Raw genomic sequence first — 17,260 nt, forward strand, 5'->3', positions numbered from 1 at the left:
AAAAACTCCGTCAGGCGACTGGCAGCATCAGGTAGGTACGCGCAACCAGATTGCCCAGCTCGAACACGCGAGCCAGGAACTGAGTCAGATAGGCGTGCAGGCCGGCTTCGAAAATCTGCCGGATGTCGGAATACACAAGCTCGGCGCGCAGCTTGCCGGCGAAACGTTCACACTGGTTCGAACCGGACGTGCGCAGCATCGCCAGATTCGTGCAGACCCCTTCGAGCGACGCCAGCAGCGAACGCGGCATCTGCTGGTTCAGGATCATCAATTCGACTACCCGTGCCGGCGTGACTACGTCGCGATACACCTTGCGATAAATTTCCAGCGCCGACACCGAACTCAGAATCGAGGTCCAGTAATAGAAGTCTTCGAGCTGACGCGCGGCGTCGCGAGAATTCGGTTCGACGTCCGCGAAACGCACGTCGAGAATCCGTGCGGTGTTGTCCGCCCGTTCGAGGTAGGTGCCGAGCTGCGTGAACAGGAACGCGTCGTCCTGCAACGCGGTGCCGATCGTGACACCGCGCGACAGATGCGAGCGGAACTTCACCCACTCGAACAGCGCACCCGGGTTATGGGTCGCCTGCCCCGACGCGATCCGCTCGTTGAATTCGAGCCACGTATCGTTGATGGTCTCCCACCATTCGGTCGTCAACGTGCCGCGCACGGCACGGGCATTTTCGCGCGCGGCCTGCAAACACGAATGAATGCTCGACGGATTGGTCGAATCCGCGACCATGAAATGCAGCACGTGTTCGTGAGTCGGTTCGTCGTAGCGCTGCGCGAACGCGGTTTCGAGTTCGGAGATGCGCAGCACCGAACGTTGTGCGCGCGCCTCCTGTTCGGCCGTCTGCGGCAATAGCAGCGCCTTCAGATTGATATCGAGCATGCGGGCGGTATTCTCCGCGCGCTCCATGTAGCGGGCCATCCAGAAAAGATGATCGGCAGTGCGGCTTAGCATGACGGCGTTCCGTATCTGATGACGCGAGGCCTCTGGGTCAAGGTTAAGAGAGCTCGCGCTGGTTATCCGTATGCGCCGGCGGCGTTCTGCATACTGCGTGCTGCCCCGGCGCGCTGGGTTGTGAACGCGCTCTGGCTACCCGAAAACGGGCGGCGCTGGCGAGCGCATCGGCAACCGCGTCAGTCGACCATCCAGGTATCTTTGGTGCCGCCTCCCTGCGACGAATTGACGACGAGCGAGCCCTCCTGCAACGCGACGCGCGTGAGTCCGCCGGCCACCATCGTGACGGTCTTGCCGGACAGCACGAACGGACGCAGGTCGATATGGCGCGGCGCGATACCCGCCTCGACGAAGGTCGGACATGCGGAAAGCGCCAGCGTAGGCTGCGCGATATAACCGGCCGGACGCGCGATCAAACGTTCGCGGAACGATTCGATTTCGGCTTTCGTCGACGCCGGCCCGACCAGCATCCCGTAGCCGCCCGCACCGTGCACTTCCTTGACCACCAGTTCCGACAGATGCGCGAGCGTGTACGCGAGGTCGTCCGGCTTGCGGCACTGGAACGTGGGCACGTTATTGAGGATCGGCTTTTCGCCGAGATAAAACTCGATCATTTCCGGCACATACGGATAGATCGATTTGTCGTCGGCGATACCGGTGCCCATTGCGTTGGCCAGCGCCACGCGTCCCGCGCGATACGCGGTGAGCAGACCCGGCACGCCGAGCGCCGAGTCGGCGCGGAACGCGAGTGGATCGAGAAAGTCGTCGTCCACGCGCCGGTAGATCACATCGACGCGCTTCGGCCCCTGCGTCGTGCGCATGAACACGTAGTTGTCGTCGACGAACAGGTCTTTGCCTTCCACCAGTTCCACGCCCATCTGCTGCGCGAGGAACGTGTGCTCGAAATACGCGGAGTTGTACATGCCCGGCGTGAGCACCACCACGACCGGATCGTCGACGCCTTCAGGCGCGACCGAACGCAATGTATCGAGCAGCAGATCGGGATAATGCGCGACCGGCGCAATGCGGTTCTGCACGAACAGCTCGGGGAACAGCCGCATCATCATCTTGCGGTTTTCGAGCATATAGGAGACGCCCGACGGCACCCGCAGATTGTCTTCGAGCACGTAGAAATCGCCGTCGTCGCCGGCACGCACCACGTCGACGCCGGCAATATGCGCGTAAACACCAAGCGGCACATTGACGCCCTGCATTTCAGGCCGGTACTGCGCGTTGGTATAAACCTGTTCCGCCGGAACGATGCCTGCGCGCACGATATTGCGCTCGTGATAGACATCGTGGATGAACAGATTGAGTGCCTGCACCCGCTGGCGCAGGCCGGCTTCCAGCGTGGACCATTCGCCGCGTGGAATGATCCGCGGAATCAGATCGAATGGGATCAGCCGCTCGGTGCCGGACAGATCGCCGTTCACCGCGAAAGTGATACCCACCCGGCGAAACAGCAGATCGGCTTCCGCACGCTTGCGTGCGATCGCCTCATTGCCCTGTGTGACCAACCATCGCTCAAAGCGCGCGTAGTGTGGCCGCACGGCATCGTCATGATGACGCATCTCGTCATAGCATCGCATGTCACGCCCCGCTCTTGTTGTCGGATAGAAGGCGAATGCGCTGCGCATTCGGTGTTCGACAATCGATCAAGCAAGCGCTATGCCATTGCGCTTTTAGCGTGTGAAGCTGCGTTGCATGCACGCTAACAGCGCATCCCGGCCAGCATGGCTTCGCCGCCATCGTACTGCGGCGGCTCATGATGCGCTAGTACGGTGCATACGCAGCATCGCGGTGCGTCTGCGAAACACGCCACACCAGGTGAATACGCATAAAAAATCCCCGTGGATTTGCACCCACGGGGATTCAGACTACTTTGCACTGCGGACCTGCTCAAACGTCAAACGCGCCCGATAAACGATCAAACGAAAGCTCGTCGAATCGCGCTAACGGATGAAGCGATCAGCCTGCTGCAGCGTCTTTCAGCTTCTTCAGCGGACGTGCCTTGATGCGCACGCTAGCCGGCTTGGCCGGGAACCAACGCTCTTCACCCGAGAACGGGTCTTTGCCGAAGCGGCGCTTCTTCGCCGGAACAGCTTGCACGACGATCTTCAGAAGACCCGACAGCGTGAATTCGCCAGCGCCCTTCTTGTGCACGGCGCCGAGGATGGTTTCTTCGAGCGCGGCCAGAACAGCCTTGGCGGTCTTCGGTTCCACAGCTGCTTTCTCAGCAACGTGAGCAGCCAGCGAGGCCTTCGTGAAGGTGTCCTTGATCGGCGACGGTGCGCTGGACGCCTTCACGGCGACCTTCTTAGCTGCGACGGCTTTCTTCGCAGGAACTTTCTTTGCAGCAACCTTCTTGGTCGGTACCGGGGCAGCAGCCTTCTTGGCCACCTTTTTTGCGGAAGTCGGCATGTTTCTCCTACCTGTTGTGGTCAGTGAATTGCACGAAGCGCATACGGTATGTGCACGCTTCAACGCCGGATTCTACAAGCGCTAATGCGATTTGCGCGACTCTTTTGTGTATCAGCGCGAAGGTTTGTTGCGCGGCGCTGACTCCGTCACGCATTTTGATCCTTGTTTTAGCGGGTAAACGTGCGTTGCGGGGGTCGGCAACACGAACACGTAACGCACGTTACAGATCGTTTCGATGCATGAATAAAGATACTTTTCGTCTTCAGAAGGGATTCGCCGGACGCTGGCTAATCGTTTAAAGATCGCTGCGGGTTCACTTCCGGTTGGCTGATGAGCGGCGCTCGACCTGCGCAAGATCGACTGATGATCGACTCGACGCTTGCGCCGCCGCGTTCACAATTGCGCTTCATACAGCGGAGAAAACACGGTCGCAGCGTCGCGAGGCGAGCGGTTGCGACGCATCGCGCCACGGCCGTCATCGCAATTGACGAGCCGACCACCTGTTATTTCACGAGGCGCGGAAGAATTCCTGCCAGCTTCGTGAGCGCCGCATCAATGTGCTCGACCGCGATGCTGCCGTAGCCGAACATCAGTCCCGGCTGCGGCTTCGTATCCAGATAAAACGGTGTCAGCCCGTACAGTCCGATCGACGCTTCGCGCGCCGCGCTCACCACCTGCTCCTCCGTCAACGGCGCTTTCAGATGCGCCGCGAGGTGGATGCCCGCGGTCGGCACGATCGGTTCGAACCACGGCGCGAGGTCGCCTTGCAGATGGTCGAGCAGCATGGTTCGACGCGCCGCGTAGATCTTGTGCATACGCCGCAGATGTTTGGCGAAGTCGCCGTTGAGCATGAACGACGCGAGCGCGCTTTGCGTCAGCGTGCAACCGTGACAGTCGGCGATCTGGCGTGCCTTGAGAAGCGGGCTGTAGAGCGATGCCGGGGGCACCACGTAACCCACCCGCAACTCCGGAAAAATAGTCTTTGAAAACGTTCCCAGGTAAGCAACGAGGCCTGCACGATCGAGGCTTTTCAGTGGCTCCATGGGACGCCCTTCGAAGCGGTATTCGCAGTCGTAGTCATCCTCGATGATGACCGCGCCGCGCTTTTGCGCCCATTCGAGCAGCTCGACGCGACGCTCGAGACTCATCGGCATGCCGAGCGGAAACTGGTGAGACGGTGTCACGTAGACGAGCCGCGCCTTGTCCGGCAGCTTGCTGACGATCAAGCCTTCCCGGTCTACCGGCACCGGCACGACACGCGCGCCGGTCGCCGTAAAGCATGCATGTGCCGGTGGATAGCCAGGGTCTTCAATCGCGGCGATTTCGCCTGGCCGCAGCGTGATACGCGCCATCAGATCGAGCGCGTGCTGCGCGCCTTGCGTGACGATGACCTCTTCCCAATTGCTCGTCACGGCCCGATTGAACGCAAGATAACGCGAGATCGCGAGACGCAATTCCTGTTCGCCGGCGACTTCGCGATATGTGCCGGTCCCACGCGCCTGGATGCGCAACGCGTGATTCACGCAGCGGCGCCAGACGTCGAAGGGGAACAGTGACTTGTCGGTCGCGCCGCCCATGAAGTCTTGCGGTGAGGGCACCGACGGGCGCGGCAGCGGGAAATTCTCGGGCATCTGCTCCCACAGCGGCTGCGCGCGTGCGGCGGCATCTCTGGCCTTCCTCGTGCGTTCGCGCGCCGAATCAGCGGCCTTGGCGTGCGATGAGCGCTCTACCGGCAGACGCTCCAGCCCGTCGGCGACGAAGGTGCCCGAACCGGTACGTGTGCTCAGATAACCTTCGGACAGCAAGCGCTCGAAGACGTCGAGCGTGGTCTTGCGAGATACGCCCAGTTGCGTGGCGAGGTCGCGTGTTGACGGCAAACGTGTACCGCCGGCCAGCCGTCCTTCGAGTATTCCGGCACGCAACTGACGATAAATCTGTCCCGACAGATCGTGATGCCCTTCGACAGCGATATGAATGTCCATGCGAGTGGCTACCTCAACAACCGGGGAACGAGTAATGTCTGAAGGCCAGATTGAAGACGTTAGCTTAACTCCGGCCCATGCTGCCAGGCGGACTTTTGTACCCGGCGGCGTTTCAATGCGGGCGAACGCGTGAAAATGTCCATCAGCGCAGCGCTATCGTGACGCCGCTCAGTCATCGACGCTACCGCCGGGGTGCTGAAATGCAAAATGGCGCGCCTTGCATAACAAGGCGCGCCATTGGGTTTGTGCTGACCCGCGGAAAAACTATTCGGCCGCTACGGCGTTGACGGCAGCGTTTTGCCGCTCGTTCTCACGCGTCTGCGTGCTGCAACGCTGATGTTCACGCGACAGCTTGCCCATCAGCGGCAACAGCAGGATCGCCACTAGCGCGCCCGCCGCCGCCAGCCAACCCAGCCCGCTGAACAGCTTCGTATAGAGCGGCAACGATTCGAGCGGGTCGAGATTGCCCGCCGGCATCTGCGCAAAATTCGCCACCACGCTGCCCAGATACTGCGACACGCCGGTCGCCACGAAGTAGGCGCCCATCATGAAGCCGCTCATCCGCGCTGGCACGTAGCGGGCGATCATCGCGAGGCCGAGCCCGCTCACCAGCAGTTCGCCCAGCGAGTACAAGCCATAGCCGCCCACCATGAACCACGACGACACGCGTCCGTTCACCGCGTAATTGCCGCTGGCCGCATACACGAAGAAGCCGGCCGCCACCACCGCGAAACCGAACGCGTATTTCACCGCCACCGGTACGTCCTTGCCGCTGTTCGCGAGCTTCGTATAGAGCATCGCAAGCAACGGGCTCAGCAGCATGATCCAGATCGGATTGAGCGCCTGGAACTGCGCGGCGCTCCACGTGAACCAGGTCTGCCCGAACAGCACGAAACGCGGATCGACATTGCGCAGCGCGAACAGCGTGAGCGAGGTCGACATCTGCTGATAGAACACGAAGAAAAGGATGACCTGTGCGGTCAGGATCAGCGCAGCGGCCAACCCGGAGCGCTCCGAGCGTTCGGCTTTCACCAGCATGTAGCCGAAGATCGCCAGAATCGCGACGCCGGCCGCGTACACGCAGGCCACGGCGATCGCCTTATGCTGCAGCACGAACATCGTCGCGGCACCCAGCGCGATACCGCCCAGCACTACTGCGCCGACACGCTTCCAGCGCACCGGTTCGGCGTCCGGCGCCGAGCCGATGTGTGCCAGCGTGCGGAACATGATGAAGTAGTTCAGCACCGACAGCAGCATCCCCGCGCAACACACCGCGAAGGCCGCGTGCCAGCCCCAATGGTCCTTGATCCACGGCGTCGCGAGCATCGACACGGTCGAGCCGATATTGACCGCCATGTAGTAGATCGTGAATGCGCTGTCGATGCGTGCATCGTCGCCTTCGTAAATGCGGCGCACGAGGTTCGCCGCGTTCGCCTTGAACAGCCCGTTGCCGACCACGATCACGCCAAGCGACGCGTACATGAACGCGAGCTGGTCATTGGGCAGCGCCAGCATCAGATAACCTGCCGACAGCACGGTGGCGCCAAAAATCATCGTACGGCGCGCGCCAAGCACCTTGTCGCCGATCCAGCCGCCGATCGACGGCGATGCGTACACCATTGCCGTAAACGCGCCCCATGTCAGCGTGGCGTGGCTGTCGGTGAAGTTCTGTCTGTCGATCATGAACAGCACCAGCAGCGCGGCCATGCCGTAATAGCCGAAGCGCTCCCACATCTCGATCAGAAAGACCGTCGAAAACGAACGGGTCTGCGACACGCGTGCGCCGGGCGGATGGGATGAATTCATCGTGTACCTCTACGTCAAACGGTTACAGCGACGCACGGGTTTGCCGCGCGGCGCGAACTACGGGATCTGGAAAAACGGTCGGCGAGCATTGCGCCGTCAGGCTTGCGCATTGACGCAGCCTGGCGCATCGTCATTGACGTGGCGCGGGCACGCGTTAATTCGCCATGACCAGCGGAAAAACCAGAAGATGGGGTGGGGAGACCCGCCTCGCGGTACGCTGCGCCAGATTGGGTTCAGGCGCTACTGCAGACGTGGGCTCATGCTCCGGCCAGCGGAGCGGGCTCCATGATAAAGCATCGCGGCAAAGCGGGCTCTGGCGAGCGGCACGGCTACGATGGCAACCAGTGGGTAAGACGGCGGGCAACAGCCGCAGCAAACGGCGGCGGGCTCTGCGCCCGCGGAGGGAAGTGTCGACGGTAATAATCATGTCCTTACGCCCGACGCCGTTCGGATGGAACGTGCCAGACAACGCTCCGCCCTGCAGGATCGCTGCGGGCAGAATGGTAAACAGTGGCCGGATAAACGTGCGATTCGACGGGCGGCTGTGCATCCGCTTTGCGCGCGTGAACCCTTCCACAAGCGGGACAGATTTTGCTGATTGAAGCATGCCGGCGTCACTCAGGGAATTCACTGAGTCGAAGGCCGCTCATCCGCCGTTTGACGTTGCGCGCTTTAGGCGAGCCACTGTTTCTTCAACCAAAAATTCTTTTATATCAATCTGTTAAGCCGGACTGGATTCATTTTCATGAATGCCGGCTTACAGTGCGCATACTGCCGCGTTTAGAGAATCACCGACAACGTCACGGCAAGCCAGATCGCTATCACACCCGCGAGAAACAGATGTCGCGCGATACGAACCCGTGAATCGCTGGTGTCCGGTTCAACCGGCGCGGTGGCGACCCACGGCACGAGTCCGAGGCAGGCAAAGCCGAGCAACGCGAAGACGAAAACCAGGACGTCGCTGACGTGCCACTTCGTCTCCTCATACATGCCCCAGTAGCCGAGAAACACGATTCCGATCGAGAAGATCGTGGCCGAAGCCCCACTGAGCGCGGGCACGGATCCGGTTGGACTCGGCATGCTTCACCTCCGGTAGCGGGCTGTGATGGGCGTCCTTCACCATGCCACTCGTGCTTCCCGGCGACCCGGGCCAGTTCAGTCACTCACGACGTACGGGCCTGCCGCGCTTCATACGTCTTCAGATGACTATAGGCGATACGTAGCAGAGACACGCCATGCTCGCCCTTTTGCGCATCGCCGCCACGCGAGATCAGATCGCCGAGAATGTGATCCGCCTCGCTATGCGAGTGGTTTTCCACGTCGCGCAGCATGGACGCGGTGAGCGGCGTAGGCGTGAACAGCGTTTGCGTGGCGCGGGTGTCGAAATCCGGACCCATCGTGAAGCCCTGATGCTCGGCTACCGCGCGGCACTCGCCCAGCAGATTTTCTACCACGCGCTTGCCGTCGGGCGCGGCCAGAATATCGCCGATCGAACCACGCATCAGACACGTGCTGGCCGCCAGCGTAGCCAGGAACACCCATTTCTCCCACATGCGCAGCAGAATGTTATCGCTGACCGATACGTCGAAATTCGCACCGGCCATGGCGTCCGCAATTGCCTGAACCCGTTCGGACGTGCCGCCCGTCAGTTCGCCGAACGTGATGGCCTGCATCTCATTCAGATGCACGATATGCTGCTGCGCGTTGAGCGTCGCGGCAATCACGCATTGACCGCCCAGCACGCGTGACGCGCCGAATTTTTCCTTGAGTACGTCGATATGGCGCATGCCGTTGAGCATCGGCAGGATCAGCGTCGATTCGCCGACCAGCGGCGCGAATGAATCGATTGCGTCGTCGAGACTGTAGGCCTTGCAACTCAGCAGCACCAGATCGAAAGGCTCGGCGTTGACGCCCGCGACAATGGTTTTGACGTCTTGCAGCGTGAGATCACCGCGCGCGCTCTTGATGATGAGTCCGTCACGTTGCAGCTTTTCCGCACGGCCTGGGCGCACGAGAAAAGTCACATCCTCACCCGCCGCCGCGAGACGTCCGCCGAAGTAACCACCCACCGCGCCCGCCCCAACTACTAGAATTCGCATCTTTGGCCTCTTGATAGATTTCAGTCACGCGTGCCGCGTCCTTGTGCCGACTATGGACGCAAGCGGAGTGCGTGTGCAGAAATGTAGCAAAGATTGACGCCGGGCACCGGCTACGATTGCGGGCTTCAGTGTGCTGCAATGCACTGTTGCAGAAGCAAGCTTAAATCAGATCAATGATGGCGCTGGTGTCGTGCGGCAGGTGTGGACACTCGCAGACGTTGTGCTGTTCGCCATGACGAGCAGCACAACCTGTTCAACGCACTCAGCGTCAAGCGTTAACCGTCATGCCGGAAGCGTGCCGCAAATCGTGTCTTCATAGAGCGCGAGCATGCCTGGCACATCCACGCCGATACAGACTGTGCAGTCGGGCCGGTCGTCCCAGGCCGGTGCGGGAACGGGCATGGTCGACGGCTTCTGGATGGTCTGCCCCACCGCGATCCCTTCAGTCAACACGCGTACAGGACCGCTGCGCGTCGTATAGAGATGCGGCGCGAGCACATAAGCGACCGCCGACGAATCGTGCACATAGATGCCTTGCAATTGCGCGCTCTGCTCATGGAACGCTTCATAGTGCCGCGACACTTCCCACACGAACTGGCCGGGCACGCCGCCGCGCTCGCGCAACGACGCCAGATACTCGCGACTCATGATGGTCGGTTGCGTGACATCAAGTCCGACGATCGCGACCGGCCATGCAGCGCCGAGCACGAGGTCGGCCGCATCGGGGTCGCCCAGAATGTTCGCTTCCGCTGCGGGCGACACGTTGCCGAGCACGCCGTCGGTGCCGAATGCGCCGCCCATGATCACCACCTGCCTGACGAGCGATGCTATCTGCGGATCGTCGGCGAGCGCCAGCGCGAGATTCGTGAGCGGTCCCACCGCGAGCAGGGTCACTTCGCCGGGATGCGCGCGCACCGTGTCGATGATGAAGCGATGCGCGGGACGCGGGTCGAGCGGTGCTTCGTCCGTTGTATCCAGCGCGATATTGCCGAGACCGTTGTCGCCGTGAATCCATGCGAGTGGTTCCGGCGCGGTGCGTTTGAGCGGCGCTGCGGCGCCCCGTGCAACCGGCACGCCAGCCGCGAAACGTCCGGCCAGAAAGCGCGCGTTACGGGTCGTCGTGTCGATCGTTGCGTTGCCGAACACGCTGGTCAGCCCCAACAGTTCGACATCGGGATGCAACGCCTGAAACACGAGCGCCATTGCATCGTCCACACCGGGGTCGGTGTCGTAGATGATCTTGTGCTTGCTCATAGATAGAACGCGTCCGGTAATTGCTCACGCGCGGTGGTGTCGCGGGTCGCGCCGTGCAGATTGCCGAGGCGAATTGGCAGCTCGGGGCCGCCCAGTTCGATGATCACCTGACGGCACGCGCCGCAAGGCGCAATCGGGCCATCCGTATCGCCGATCACGGCCAGGGCCGCGAACTGGTCGCGCTGATATCCTGCGGCAATCGCGCTAAAAAACGCGGTGCGTTCCGCGCAATTGCACAAACCGTACGACGCATTCTCGACGTTGCAGCCGTCGAATACGGTGCCGTCTTTAGTCAGCAGCGCCGCGCCGACCTTGAATTTCGAATAAGGCGCATAGGCCTTTTCTCGCGCGACACCCGCGCGCTCCAGCAATTGTTCCATCTTCATACAGCGATCCTCGATTCAGTTCAGCGTCAGGAACATGCCCGCAATCGTGGCGCTCATCAGGTTCGAGAGCGTCGCGGCGAGCACGACACGCAGTCCGTAGCGCGCGACTTCGGCGCGGCGTTCCGGCGCGACGGCGCTAAAGCCGCCCGTCAGCACCGCGATCGACGCAAAGTTCGCAAAGCCGCACAACGCAAACGACAGGATAGCAATGGTACGCGGATCGAGCGCCTGCAGACCCGCCGCCGTCACGCTCGCGGCATCTTTCAGATACGGCGACAACGATGCATACGCGACGAACTCGTTGAGAATGATCTTCTGACCGAGGAAGTTGCCGGCAATCGCCGCTTCGTTCCACGGTACGCCGATCAGATAGGCAAGCGGCGCGAATACGGTGCCGAGGATCGATTGCATCGACAGTTGCGGATGGCCGAACCAGCCGCCTATGCCGCCCACGATGCCGTTGACCAACGCAATCAGGCCGACGAACGCGATCAGCATCGCACCGACCATGACCGCGATTTTCAGGCCGACGGTCGCGCCGGAACTCGCGGCTTCGATCACGTTGGCGGGACGCTTCTCGTCGAAACTGAGGTTCTCCAGTTGCACACGGCTCGGCTCGGTGGTCGGGTGAAGGATCTTCGCAAACAGCAAGCCACCGGGCACCGCCATGAACGACGCGGCAAGCAGATACGGCATCGGCACGCCGAGCCCCGCGTAACCGGCGAGCACCGAACCGGCGACCGCCGCCATGCCGCTCGACATCACCGCGAACAGTTCCGCGCCGGTCATGTCGCGCGCAAACGGCTTGACCACGGCGGGCATTTCGCTTTGACCGAGGAAGATCGTCGTGACCGCCGAAAACGATTCGAGCTTCGATACACCGAGCAGCTTCTGGAATATCGTGCCGAGCACGATCACGACCCAGCGCATGATGCCGATGTAGTACAGCACGGAGATCAGCGCAGTGACGAAGATGATGACCGGCAGCACACGCACTGCAAACACGAAACCGCCGTCGCCGAACACCTCGAACATTTTCGACTGCACGAGACCGCCAAACAGGAACTCGATACCGGCATTGCCATAGCCGAGAACATGGTTGACGCCTGACGCGGCGGCCGAAAGAATCGTCTTGCCCACCGGGACGAAAAGAATAAAAGCACCGATGCCAATTTGCGCAAGCAACGCACTGATTACAGTTCGTAAGCGGATGGCCCGGCGATTAGTGGAGAAGATATAAGCAATGAATAGCAATACGACTATAGCCAGAAGGTTTCGCGCGATAAGTGCCATGTCTCGTGATCTTTTCTTGTTTGTGTGAGTGGCAGTGATGCTAAACGAAACCGGCGCGAATTAAAAAACTTTATGTCGAGACTTTGCCTCTGGTTAGTGGGGAATTTTTAGGGTTGATGCGTAGTGAATGTGTGGGTGAGGTGTTTGAGTTATCGCAGCGTGGGTTGAACGGTGGGACTTGCCGTCTTTCGGGCACCGCGCTGCGCTATCCGCCCGACGATAACGGTTCAACCGGGCCGCTTTTCAAGCACGTCCTTAACGACCGGAAGTGCAGTAAAAACATTCGGCCAACCCGTATAGAACGCCAATTGCGTCATGACTTCCGAGGCCTGTGCTTTGGTCAATCCGTTATCCATTGCCCGGTTCAGGTGGTAGGTCAGTTGCGCGACCTGACCGCTGGCAACCAGCGCGCTGACCGTCACGAGACTACGGTCTCGCGGGGCCAGGCCGGGCCGAAGCCAAAGGTCGTTGAACAACGTGTCTCGCGTGAACTGAACGACGCCCCGCGAGACCGCACCGAAGTCGTGTTGCACTGTGCTCTCGCGCTGGGCCTCTGCCGCCTTGTCGAGAGGAAGAAGTTCAACGGACGCCGCCGGAAACTGCGCCGCTGTAACGCCACGTTTTTCGAATACGGTGTTCGTTACCTTCACGGCCGCAGTCGCATTGGCCCAACCGGAGTAGAACGCGAGGTGCGTGATGATCTCTGAAATCTCGCTGGGCTTGAGACCGCTTTCGAGTGCGAGATCAAGGTAGAACGGCAACTCCGTGCTCTGATTGCGCGCGATCAATACCGACAGCGTAACGACGCTTCGGTCCCGCACCGAGAGTTGTGGTCGCTTCCAGAGATCACCCAGTACGACGTCGGTGGTATAGCGCTCAAGAGCGGGTGAAACGGCATGCATGCCGTCGGCTAAGTTGACGGAGGATGAGCGACCTTCCATATCAGTTTTCCTTTCGATCTGCGAACAGGCGGCGATGCCGAGCGAGAGCGCCAGCATCGCTACTGCGGGTAATTTCATCGGTCGGCTCCTGATCGGCGCTCGCACGTCATCGAAATTCACCGTGCCATCTTGTGTCGTTGCGTGGGAGGCACGTGCCTATCGACGGCGGCCAGACTTGCAGACCTGACTGCGCCGCACGTCGGGCGACCCTCCCAATGTAATGCACCCGATCATGTACGACTAGGCGCTAGAATCGGCAAACACCTATGAAGTGGGCTCATTAATGCGTCGCGAAAGTTATAACGATTTACTGGCCCTCATCGCCGTCGCGCGTGAGCGCAGTTTCACGCGCGCCGCCGCGCAACTCGGCGTATCGCAATCGGCGTTGAGCCATACCATTCGCTCGCTCGAAACCCGTCTCGGGCTAAGACTGCTGACCCGGACCACGCGCAGCGTCGCGCCGACCGAGGCGGGCGAGCGCCTGCTTCAGACCATCGCCCCGCGGTTTGAAGAAATCGATGCGGAACTGGCCGCCGTCACCGAGTTCCGCGACAAACCCGCGGGCACGATTCGCATTACCGCGACCGACTATGCGACCGAAACGGTGCTGTGGCCCAGATTGTCGAAGGTCCTGCACGACTATCCGGATATCAAGGTCGAGATCACTACCGACTATGGCCTCTCCGATATCGTCGCGGATCGCTACGATATCGGCGTTCGCCATGGCGATCAGGTCGCCAAAGATATGATCGCGGTACGCCTCGCGCCGGAAATGCGTATGGCGATTGTCGGCGCGCCGCAATATCTGGCAAAACATGCGCGGCCGAAGAAGCCTCAGGATCTGACCGGGCATCAGTGCATCAATCTGCGCTTGCCGACGTTGGGCGGCTTTTATCCATGGGAGCTCAAAAAGGGCAGCCGCGAGGTGCAGGTTCGCGTCGATGGACAACTCGCGTTCAACGGGACCTACCAGATGCTGGCGGCTGCGCTGTCGGGATACGGGCTCGCTTATATTCCCGCCGATCTGGCCCACGAACACGTCGAAGCCGGGCGGCTCGTCAAGGTACTGGAGGAATGGTGTCCGGTCTTTCCAGGCTTGCACGCCTGCTATGCAACCCGCCGCGAATTCTCGCGAGCGATGACGGTGGTGATCGACGCAATCCGTTTGTCATCGCAATGACGAGCCAGAAACCTGAAATGCGATTCATGAAGCCAGTTCATGAGGGCTTGCGGTTTTAAGGGCTTTATCGCTAGATACCGACTCTCTATCATCTACCTTCTAACGACGAACGGGCGCTACCTCTATCAAGCAGGCAGCGCCTCTGCAACCGCAGGCCAGCCCCTGCATGGAGAGATCATGATGGACTACGGATATCTGGGTCGAAGCGCCCTCAAGGTTTCGCCCCTCTGCCTGGGCGCGATGATGTTCGGCGGAGAAACCGATGAAGCCACCGCGCGCCGGATTATCGACAAGGCGTTCGATCAGGGTGTGAACTTCGTCGACACCGCCGACGTGTATCACGCTGGCCGCTCCGAAGAAATCGTCGGCCGCGCGATTGCGCAGCGCCGCGACGACTGGGTCGTGGCAACCAAGTTTGGCTATCCCGCATCGGCTACGGCTCGTCCAAACGAACAGGGGCAGTCGCGCAAATGGATTTGCCAGACGGTCGACGCCAGCCTGAAGCGCCTGGGCACCGATTACATCGACGTTCTCTACTTCCATCGCTCGCTCAACGATGCGCCTCTGGAAGAAGGCTTACGTGCGATTGGCGATCTGATCCGCGAGGGTAAGGTGCGCTATTTCGGCCTGTCCAATTTCCGCGCTTGGCGCGTGGCGGAAGTCGTGCGTCTCGCCGATCAACTCGGTATCGATCGTCCCGTTGCGCTCGAACCGGTTTACAACATGGTTGATCGCACTGCCGAGGTCGAACTGATGCCGGCTGCCGGACATTACGGCATTGGTGTAGTGCCCTACAGCCCGCTCGCACGCGGTGTGTTGACCGGGAAATATGCGCTCGACGGCGCCCCGCCCGCCGATTCACGTGCGGGTCGCGGCGACAAGCGCATTCAGCAGACCGAGTGGCGTCCCGAATCGCTCGCCATTGCGCAGAAAGTGGCGGCGCACGCTGCTGAACGCGGCACGACTTCGATCGCGTTTGCTATCGCCTGGGTGTTGAAGAACCAGCTCGTGAGTTCCGCTATTGCCGGTCCACGCACAGAAGCGCATTGGGACAGCTATATCGATGCGCTGACACTGCAACTCGGACCGGACGACGAAAAGTTTGTCGATAGTCTGGTGCCTGCGGGTCACGCGTCGACGCCGGGCTATACGGATCCGAATTATCCGGTCGAAGGTAGACGGGTGACCGGTTGCCCTGCTGGCTAGTGAAGGGCCGTCGTGGTTCAGGGCGGTGCAGATGTGCACTGTGCACGCCCGGCCCTAAAAACGGCGGCGTCCGGTTGCCTCGCTAAAGTGTTCGTCCAGCAGATCGGCGATTCGCCATAGCGAGCACGGTCGCCGACAATGGCCGTCGAAGCCGGCGTTTCGTAGCGCGGTCACCGAATCAAGCGGCCAGATGTTGCTCATCGCGAGAATCAGCAGATTCGCGCAGGAGGCATCCGCTCTTACTGCCCTCACGAAGTCGTACCCCGACCCCGAGTCCAGTCTGGTGTCCAGCAGCAGTGCTTGCGGCGCCCAACACTTCAGGTACCGGCGCCCCTCTGCAATATTTTGCGCATACACGGCTTCATAGCCTTTGAGGGACAGCAGAACACAGAGCGATTCGCCAATCGCCTTGTCCTTGTGCGCGACGAGAACGCGCCGGGGAGCCGTCGCTTCGGCCTCCCGATCGGTTTTCCAGAAGGCAAACTCATGCTCGTCATCAAGGGATATTCGCCTTGTCACGGTCGCGCTCCGGTGAGCTGATATAGATTCGGCCTGCGGCTGCGGTTGTCATATGTGCAGCGACCGGAATGATCGTCGGGGGAATAGAGAGGGGACTCTTCGGGCGATTGGTACGTATAGTCGCCGGATAACTCCGATGCCGCAAGGAGTTTGTTGCCGCGTCGCCTGAGTTATGTGTATGCATACCTGTAGCGCGCCGTTCAATCTTATTTGCACGCTCAGGCCCGCTGCTCCTCTCTGCTGTTGCAGAACAACCCATACCGCCTAACCCGTTTCAAACTTCACTACGGAAAACGCGTGCCTATACCACTGTATAGGTATACAGTGCATGCATGGATCGCGCCCGGTGATCCCTTTTCTGGAGACATCATGCGACCATCAACAAAAGGCATTGCGCACACGTCAGATAAAGCAAGCGAGTTCGCACTCTCGCGCCAAGCCCAGGCGCAGGCGCTGGTCCAGGCCGATCGCGTAAGAGCAGAACAACGAAGCGTCAACGATGCCCGCATTGATTCCAACGCGGGCAAGTGGCGTTATTCAGCGGCAGTGGAAAGGGCTTGATGTCGCGAATGCGACGCTTATGTTCTGAATGATGTGGACGGATTCGGCTCATCGACAAGTTGTGCCGGAAAGCAGTGCCTGTGTGCCCGCCGGCAACACCGTCCATGTCATATTGACTGTCACCGCGTCGCCAGCTAGCGCGTCGAACTTCTGCCGACGGTGGCTAACGGTTGTTGACGGTTGTTGCACCTGGCCATTACGTTACTGATTCGATGCGAGCATCGTGACAGCAAACGCAAAGCTTGTTCCCTTCTGGATCACGGAAATACGCGCCGTAATAATCGGGATGGTACTCGGTTCGCAGACCGGGTGCCCCTTCGCACGAACCCTCGTTAGCTAGTGCGCTCGCGTATGTGCTGTCAACCGATCGCCGGTCAGGTGCCAGCAGCGCCACCATTTGACCGTTCCCGTGTTCTGCCGCATTGCAATCGTATGGCCTGCCAATAAGAAACAGAGGACGAGGCGCGCCCTCTGCCATCCAGCCTGCCCATGGTCTATCGGGCTCGCAGAACTTCAGCTTATGCCCGAGCGCGCTCATCACGTTCGAATAGAATTTAAAGGCGCGATCGAAATCGTTCACGCCGATGAAAACATGTGAAATCATCGTGTTCTTCTCCCGAGCAGGCAGCGATGTGTGCTCACATTATCACG

Annotated in this window: 16 protein-coding genes; 3 read left to right on the plus strand and 13 right to left on the minus strand. The window is 60.5% G+C overall.

Annotated features, from left to right (window positions below; genetic code table 11):
* Positions 1-10 precede the first annotated feature (10 nt).
* The 11 genes from LMG28727_RS09810 to LMG28727_RS09860 all read right to left on the minus strand — a co-directional run bounded on the left by LMG28727_RS09810 (position 11) and on the right by LMG28727_RS09860 (position 13,221).
* On the minus strand, positions 11-961 hold the full coding sequence (locus LMG28727_RS09810) for an alpha-E domain-containing protein (protein WP_201642106.1): 951 nt from the start codon (positions 959-961) through the stop codon (positions 11-13).
* Positions 962-1,140: 179 nt separating this feature from the next.
* Positions 1,141-2,550, minus strand: a complete 1,410-nt coding sequence (locus LMG28727_RS09815) for a circularly permuted type 2 ATP-grasp protein (protein ID WP_201642107.1) — start codon at positions 2,548-2,550, stop codon at positions 1,141-1,143.
* 379 nt (positions 2,551-2,929) lie between these two features.
* Positions 2,930-3,382, minus strand: a complete 453-nt coding sequence (locus LMG28727_RS09820; RefSeq protein ID WP_201642108.1) for an HU family DNA-binding protein — start codon at positions 3,380-3,382, stop codon at positions 2,930-2,932.
* A 503-nt stretch (positions 3,383-3,885) separates the two neighbouring features.
* A complete protein-coding gene (gene pdxR, locus LMG28727_RS09825; protein ID WP_201642109.1) occupies positions 3,886-5,364 on the minus strand; it encodes a MocR-like pyridoxine biosynthesis transcription factor PdxR in 1,479 nt (492 codons plus the stop codon).
* A gap of 264 nt (positions 5,365-5,628) precedes the next feature.
* On the minus strand, positions 5,629-7,170 hold the full coding sequence (locus LMG28727_RS09830; RefSeq protein WP_201642110.1) for a peptide MFS transporter: 1,542 nt from the start codon (positions 7,168-7,170) through the stop codon (positions 5,629-5,631).
* A gap of 780 nt (positions 7,171-7,950) precedes the next feature.
* Positions 7,951-8,250, minus strand: coding sequence for a hypothetical protein (locus tag LMG28727_RS09835; protein WP_201642111.1), 300 nt, complete (start codon positions 8,248-8,250; stop codon positions 7,951-7,953).
* An 83-nt stretch (positions 8,251-8,333) separates the two neighbouring features.
* Positions 8,334-9,269, minus strand: coding sequence for a 2-dehydropantoate 2-reductase (gene panE / locus LMG28727_RS09840; protein WP_201642112.1), 936 nt, complete (start codon positions 9,267-9,269; stop codon positions 8,334-8,336).
* A 282-nt stretch (positions 9,270-9,551) separates the two neighbouring features.
* Complete coding sequence (locus LMG28727_RS09845; protein WP_201642113.1) at positions 9,552-10,523, minus strand: nucleoside hydrolase; 972 nt, start codon at positions 10,521-10,523, stop codon at positions 9,552-9,554.
* Entirely contained in the window at positions 10,520-10,909 is a 390-nt protein-coding gene (locus LMG28727_RS09850) for a cytidine deaminase (protein WP_201642114.1), read from the minus strand. The genes LMG28727_RS09845 and LMG28727_RS09850 overlap by 4 nt, the downstream gene beginning before the upstream one ends.
* 15 nt (positions 10,910-10,924) lie before the next feature.
* Positions 10,925-12,202 (minus strand): NupC/NupG family nucleoside CNT transporter, encoded by a 1,278-nt coding sequence (locus LMG28727_RS09855; protein ID WP_201642115.1) that lies wholly within the window; start codon positions 12,200-12,202, stop codon positions 10,925-10,927.
* A 227-nt stretch (positions 12,203-12,429) separates the two neighbouring features.
* Positions 12,430-13,221, minus strand: a complete 792-nt coding sequence (locus LMG28727_RS09860) for a carboxymuconolactone decarboxylase family protein (protein WP_201642116.1) — start codon at positions 13,219-13,221, stop codon at positions 12,430-12,432.
* Positions 13,222-13,426: 205 nt separating this feature from the next.
* On the opposite strand from LMG28727_RS09860, the gene LMG28727_RS09865 reads away from it, so the two are divergent.
* Together LMG28727_RS09865 and LMG28727_RS09870 are read left to right on the plus strand one after the other, a co-directional pair.
* Positions 13,427-14,323 carry a LysR family transcriptional regulator gene (locus tag LMG28727_RS09865; RefSeq protein ID WP_201642117.1) on the plus strand — a complete coding sequence of 299 codons (897 nt, stop codon included), beginning with the start codon at positions 13,427-13,429 and terminating at the stop codon, positions 14,321-14,323.
* Positions 14,324-14,503: 180 nt separating this feature from the next.
* Positions 14,504-15,529 carry an aldo/keto reductase gene (locus tag LMG28727_RS09870; protein ID WP_201642386.1) on the plus strand — a complete coding sequence of 342 codons (1,026 nt, stop codon included), beginning with the start codon at positions 14,504-14,506 and terminating at the stop codon, positions 15,527-15,529.
* Positions 15,530-15,583: 54 nt separating this feature from the next.
* Here LMG28727_RS09870 and LMG28727_RS09875 read toward each other — a convergent pair whose 3' ends face one another.
* On the minus strand, positions 15,584-16,048 hold the full coding sequence (locus LMG28727_RS09875; protein ID WP_201642118.1) for a response regulator: 465 nt from the start codon (positions 16,046-16,048) through the stop codon (positions 15,584-15,586).
* 369 nt (positions 16,049-16,417) lie between these two features.
* Between LMG28727_RS09875 and LMG28727_RS09880 the strand changes: the two genes are divergently transcribed.
* Positions 16,418-16,609, plus strand: coding sequence for a hypothetical protein (locus tag LMG28727_RS09880; RefSeq protein ID WP_201642412.1), 192 nt, complete (start codon positions 16,418-16,420; stop codon positions 16,607-16,609).
* Positions 16,610-16,805: 196 nt separating this feature from the next.
* Here LMG28727_RS09880 and LMG28727_RS09885 read toward each other — a convergent pair whose 3' ends face one another.
* Positions 16,806-17,213, minus strand: a complete 408-nt coding sequence (locus LMG28727_RS09885; RefSeq protein WP_201642119.1) for a VOC family protein — start codon at positions 17,211-17,213, stop codon at positions 16,806-16,808.
* Positions 17,214-17,260 lie beyond the last annotated feature (47 nt).

The organism is Paraburkholderia metrosideri (genome assembly GCF_904848625.1).
In the GTDB taxonomy this organism is placed as follows: Bacteria; Pseudomonadota; Gammaproteobacteria; order Burkholderiales; family Burkholderiaceae; genus Paraburkholderia; species Paraburkholderia metrosideri.

Coding starts and splice junctions, on each gene's coding strand:
- LMG28727_RS09810 (WP_201642106.1), bottom strand. CDS start 961: ATGCTAAGCCGCACTGCCGATCATCTTTTCTGGATGGCCCGCTACATG.
- LMG28727_RS09815 (WP_201642107.1), bottom strand. CDS start 2,550: ATGCGATGCTATGACGAGATGCGTCATCATGACGATGCCGTGCGGCCA.
- LMG28727_RS09820 (WP_201642108.1), bottom strand. CDS start 3,382: ATGCCGACTTCCGCAAAAAAGGTGGCCAAGAAGGCTGCTGCCCCGGTA.
- pdxR (WP_201642109.1), bottom strand. CDS start 5,364: ATGGACATTCATATCGCTGTCGAAGGGCATCACGATCTGTCGGGACAG.
- LMG28727_RS09830 (WP_201642110.1), bottom strand. CDS start 7,170: ATGAATTCATCCCATCCGCCCGGCGCACGCGTGTCGCAGACCCGTTCG.
- LMG28727_RS09835 (WP_201642111.1), bottom strand. CDS start 8,250: ATGCCGAGTCCAACCGGATCCGTGCCCGCGCTCAGTGGGGCTTCGGCC.
- panE (WP_201642112.1), bottom strand. CDS start 9,269: ATGCGAATTCTAGTAGTTGGGGCGGGCGCGGTGGGTGGTTACTTCGGC.
- LMG28727_RS09845 (WP_201642113.1), bottom strand. CDS start 10,523: ATGAGCAAGCACAAGATCATCTACGACACCGACCCCGGTGTGGACGAT.
- LMG28727_RS09850 (WP_201642114.1), bottom strand. CDS start 10,909: ATGAAGATGGAACAATTGCTGGAGCGCGCGGGTGTCGCGCGAGAAAAG.
- LMG28727_RS09855 (WP_201642115.1), bottom strand. CDS start 12,202: ATGGCACTTATCGCGCGAAACCTTCTGGCTATAGTCGTATTGCTATTC.
- LMG28727_RS09860 (WP_201642116.1), bottom strand. CDS start 13,221: ATGAAATTACCCGCAGTAGCGATGCTGGCGCTCTCGCTCGGCATCGCC.
- LMG28727_RS09865 (WP_201642117.1), top strand. CDS start 13,427: ATGCGTCGCGAAAGTTATAACGATTTACTGGCCCTCATCGCCGTCGCG.
- LMG28727_RS09870 (WP_201642386.1), top strand. CDS start 14,504: ATGGACTACGGATATCTGGGTCGAAGCGCCCTCAAGGTTTCGCCCCTC.
- LMG28727_RS09880 (WP_201642412.1), top strand. CDS start 16,418: ATGCGACCATCAACAAAAGGCATTGCGCACACGTCAGATAAAGCAAGC.
- LMG28727_RS09885 (WP_201642119.1), bottom strand. CDS start 17,213: ATGATTTCACATGTTTTCATCGGCGTGAACGATTTCGATCGCGCCTTT.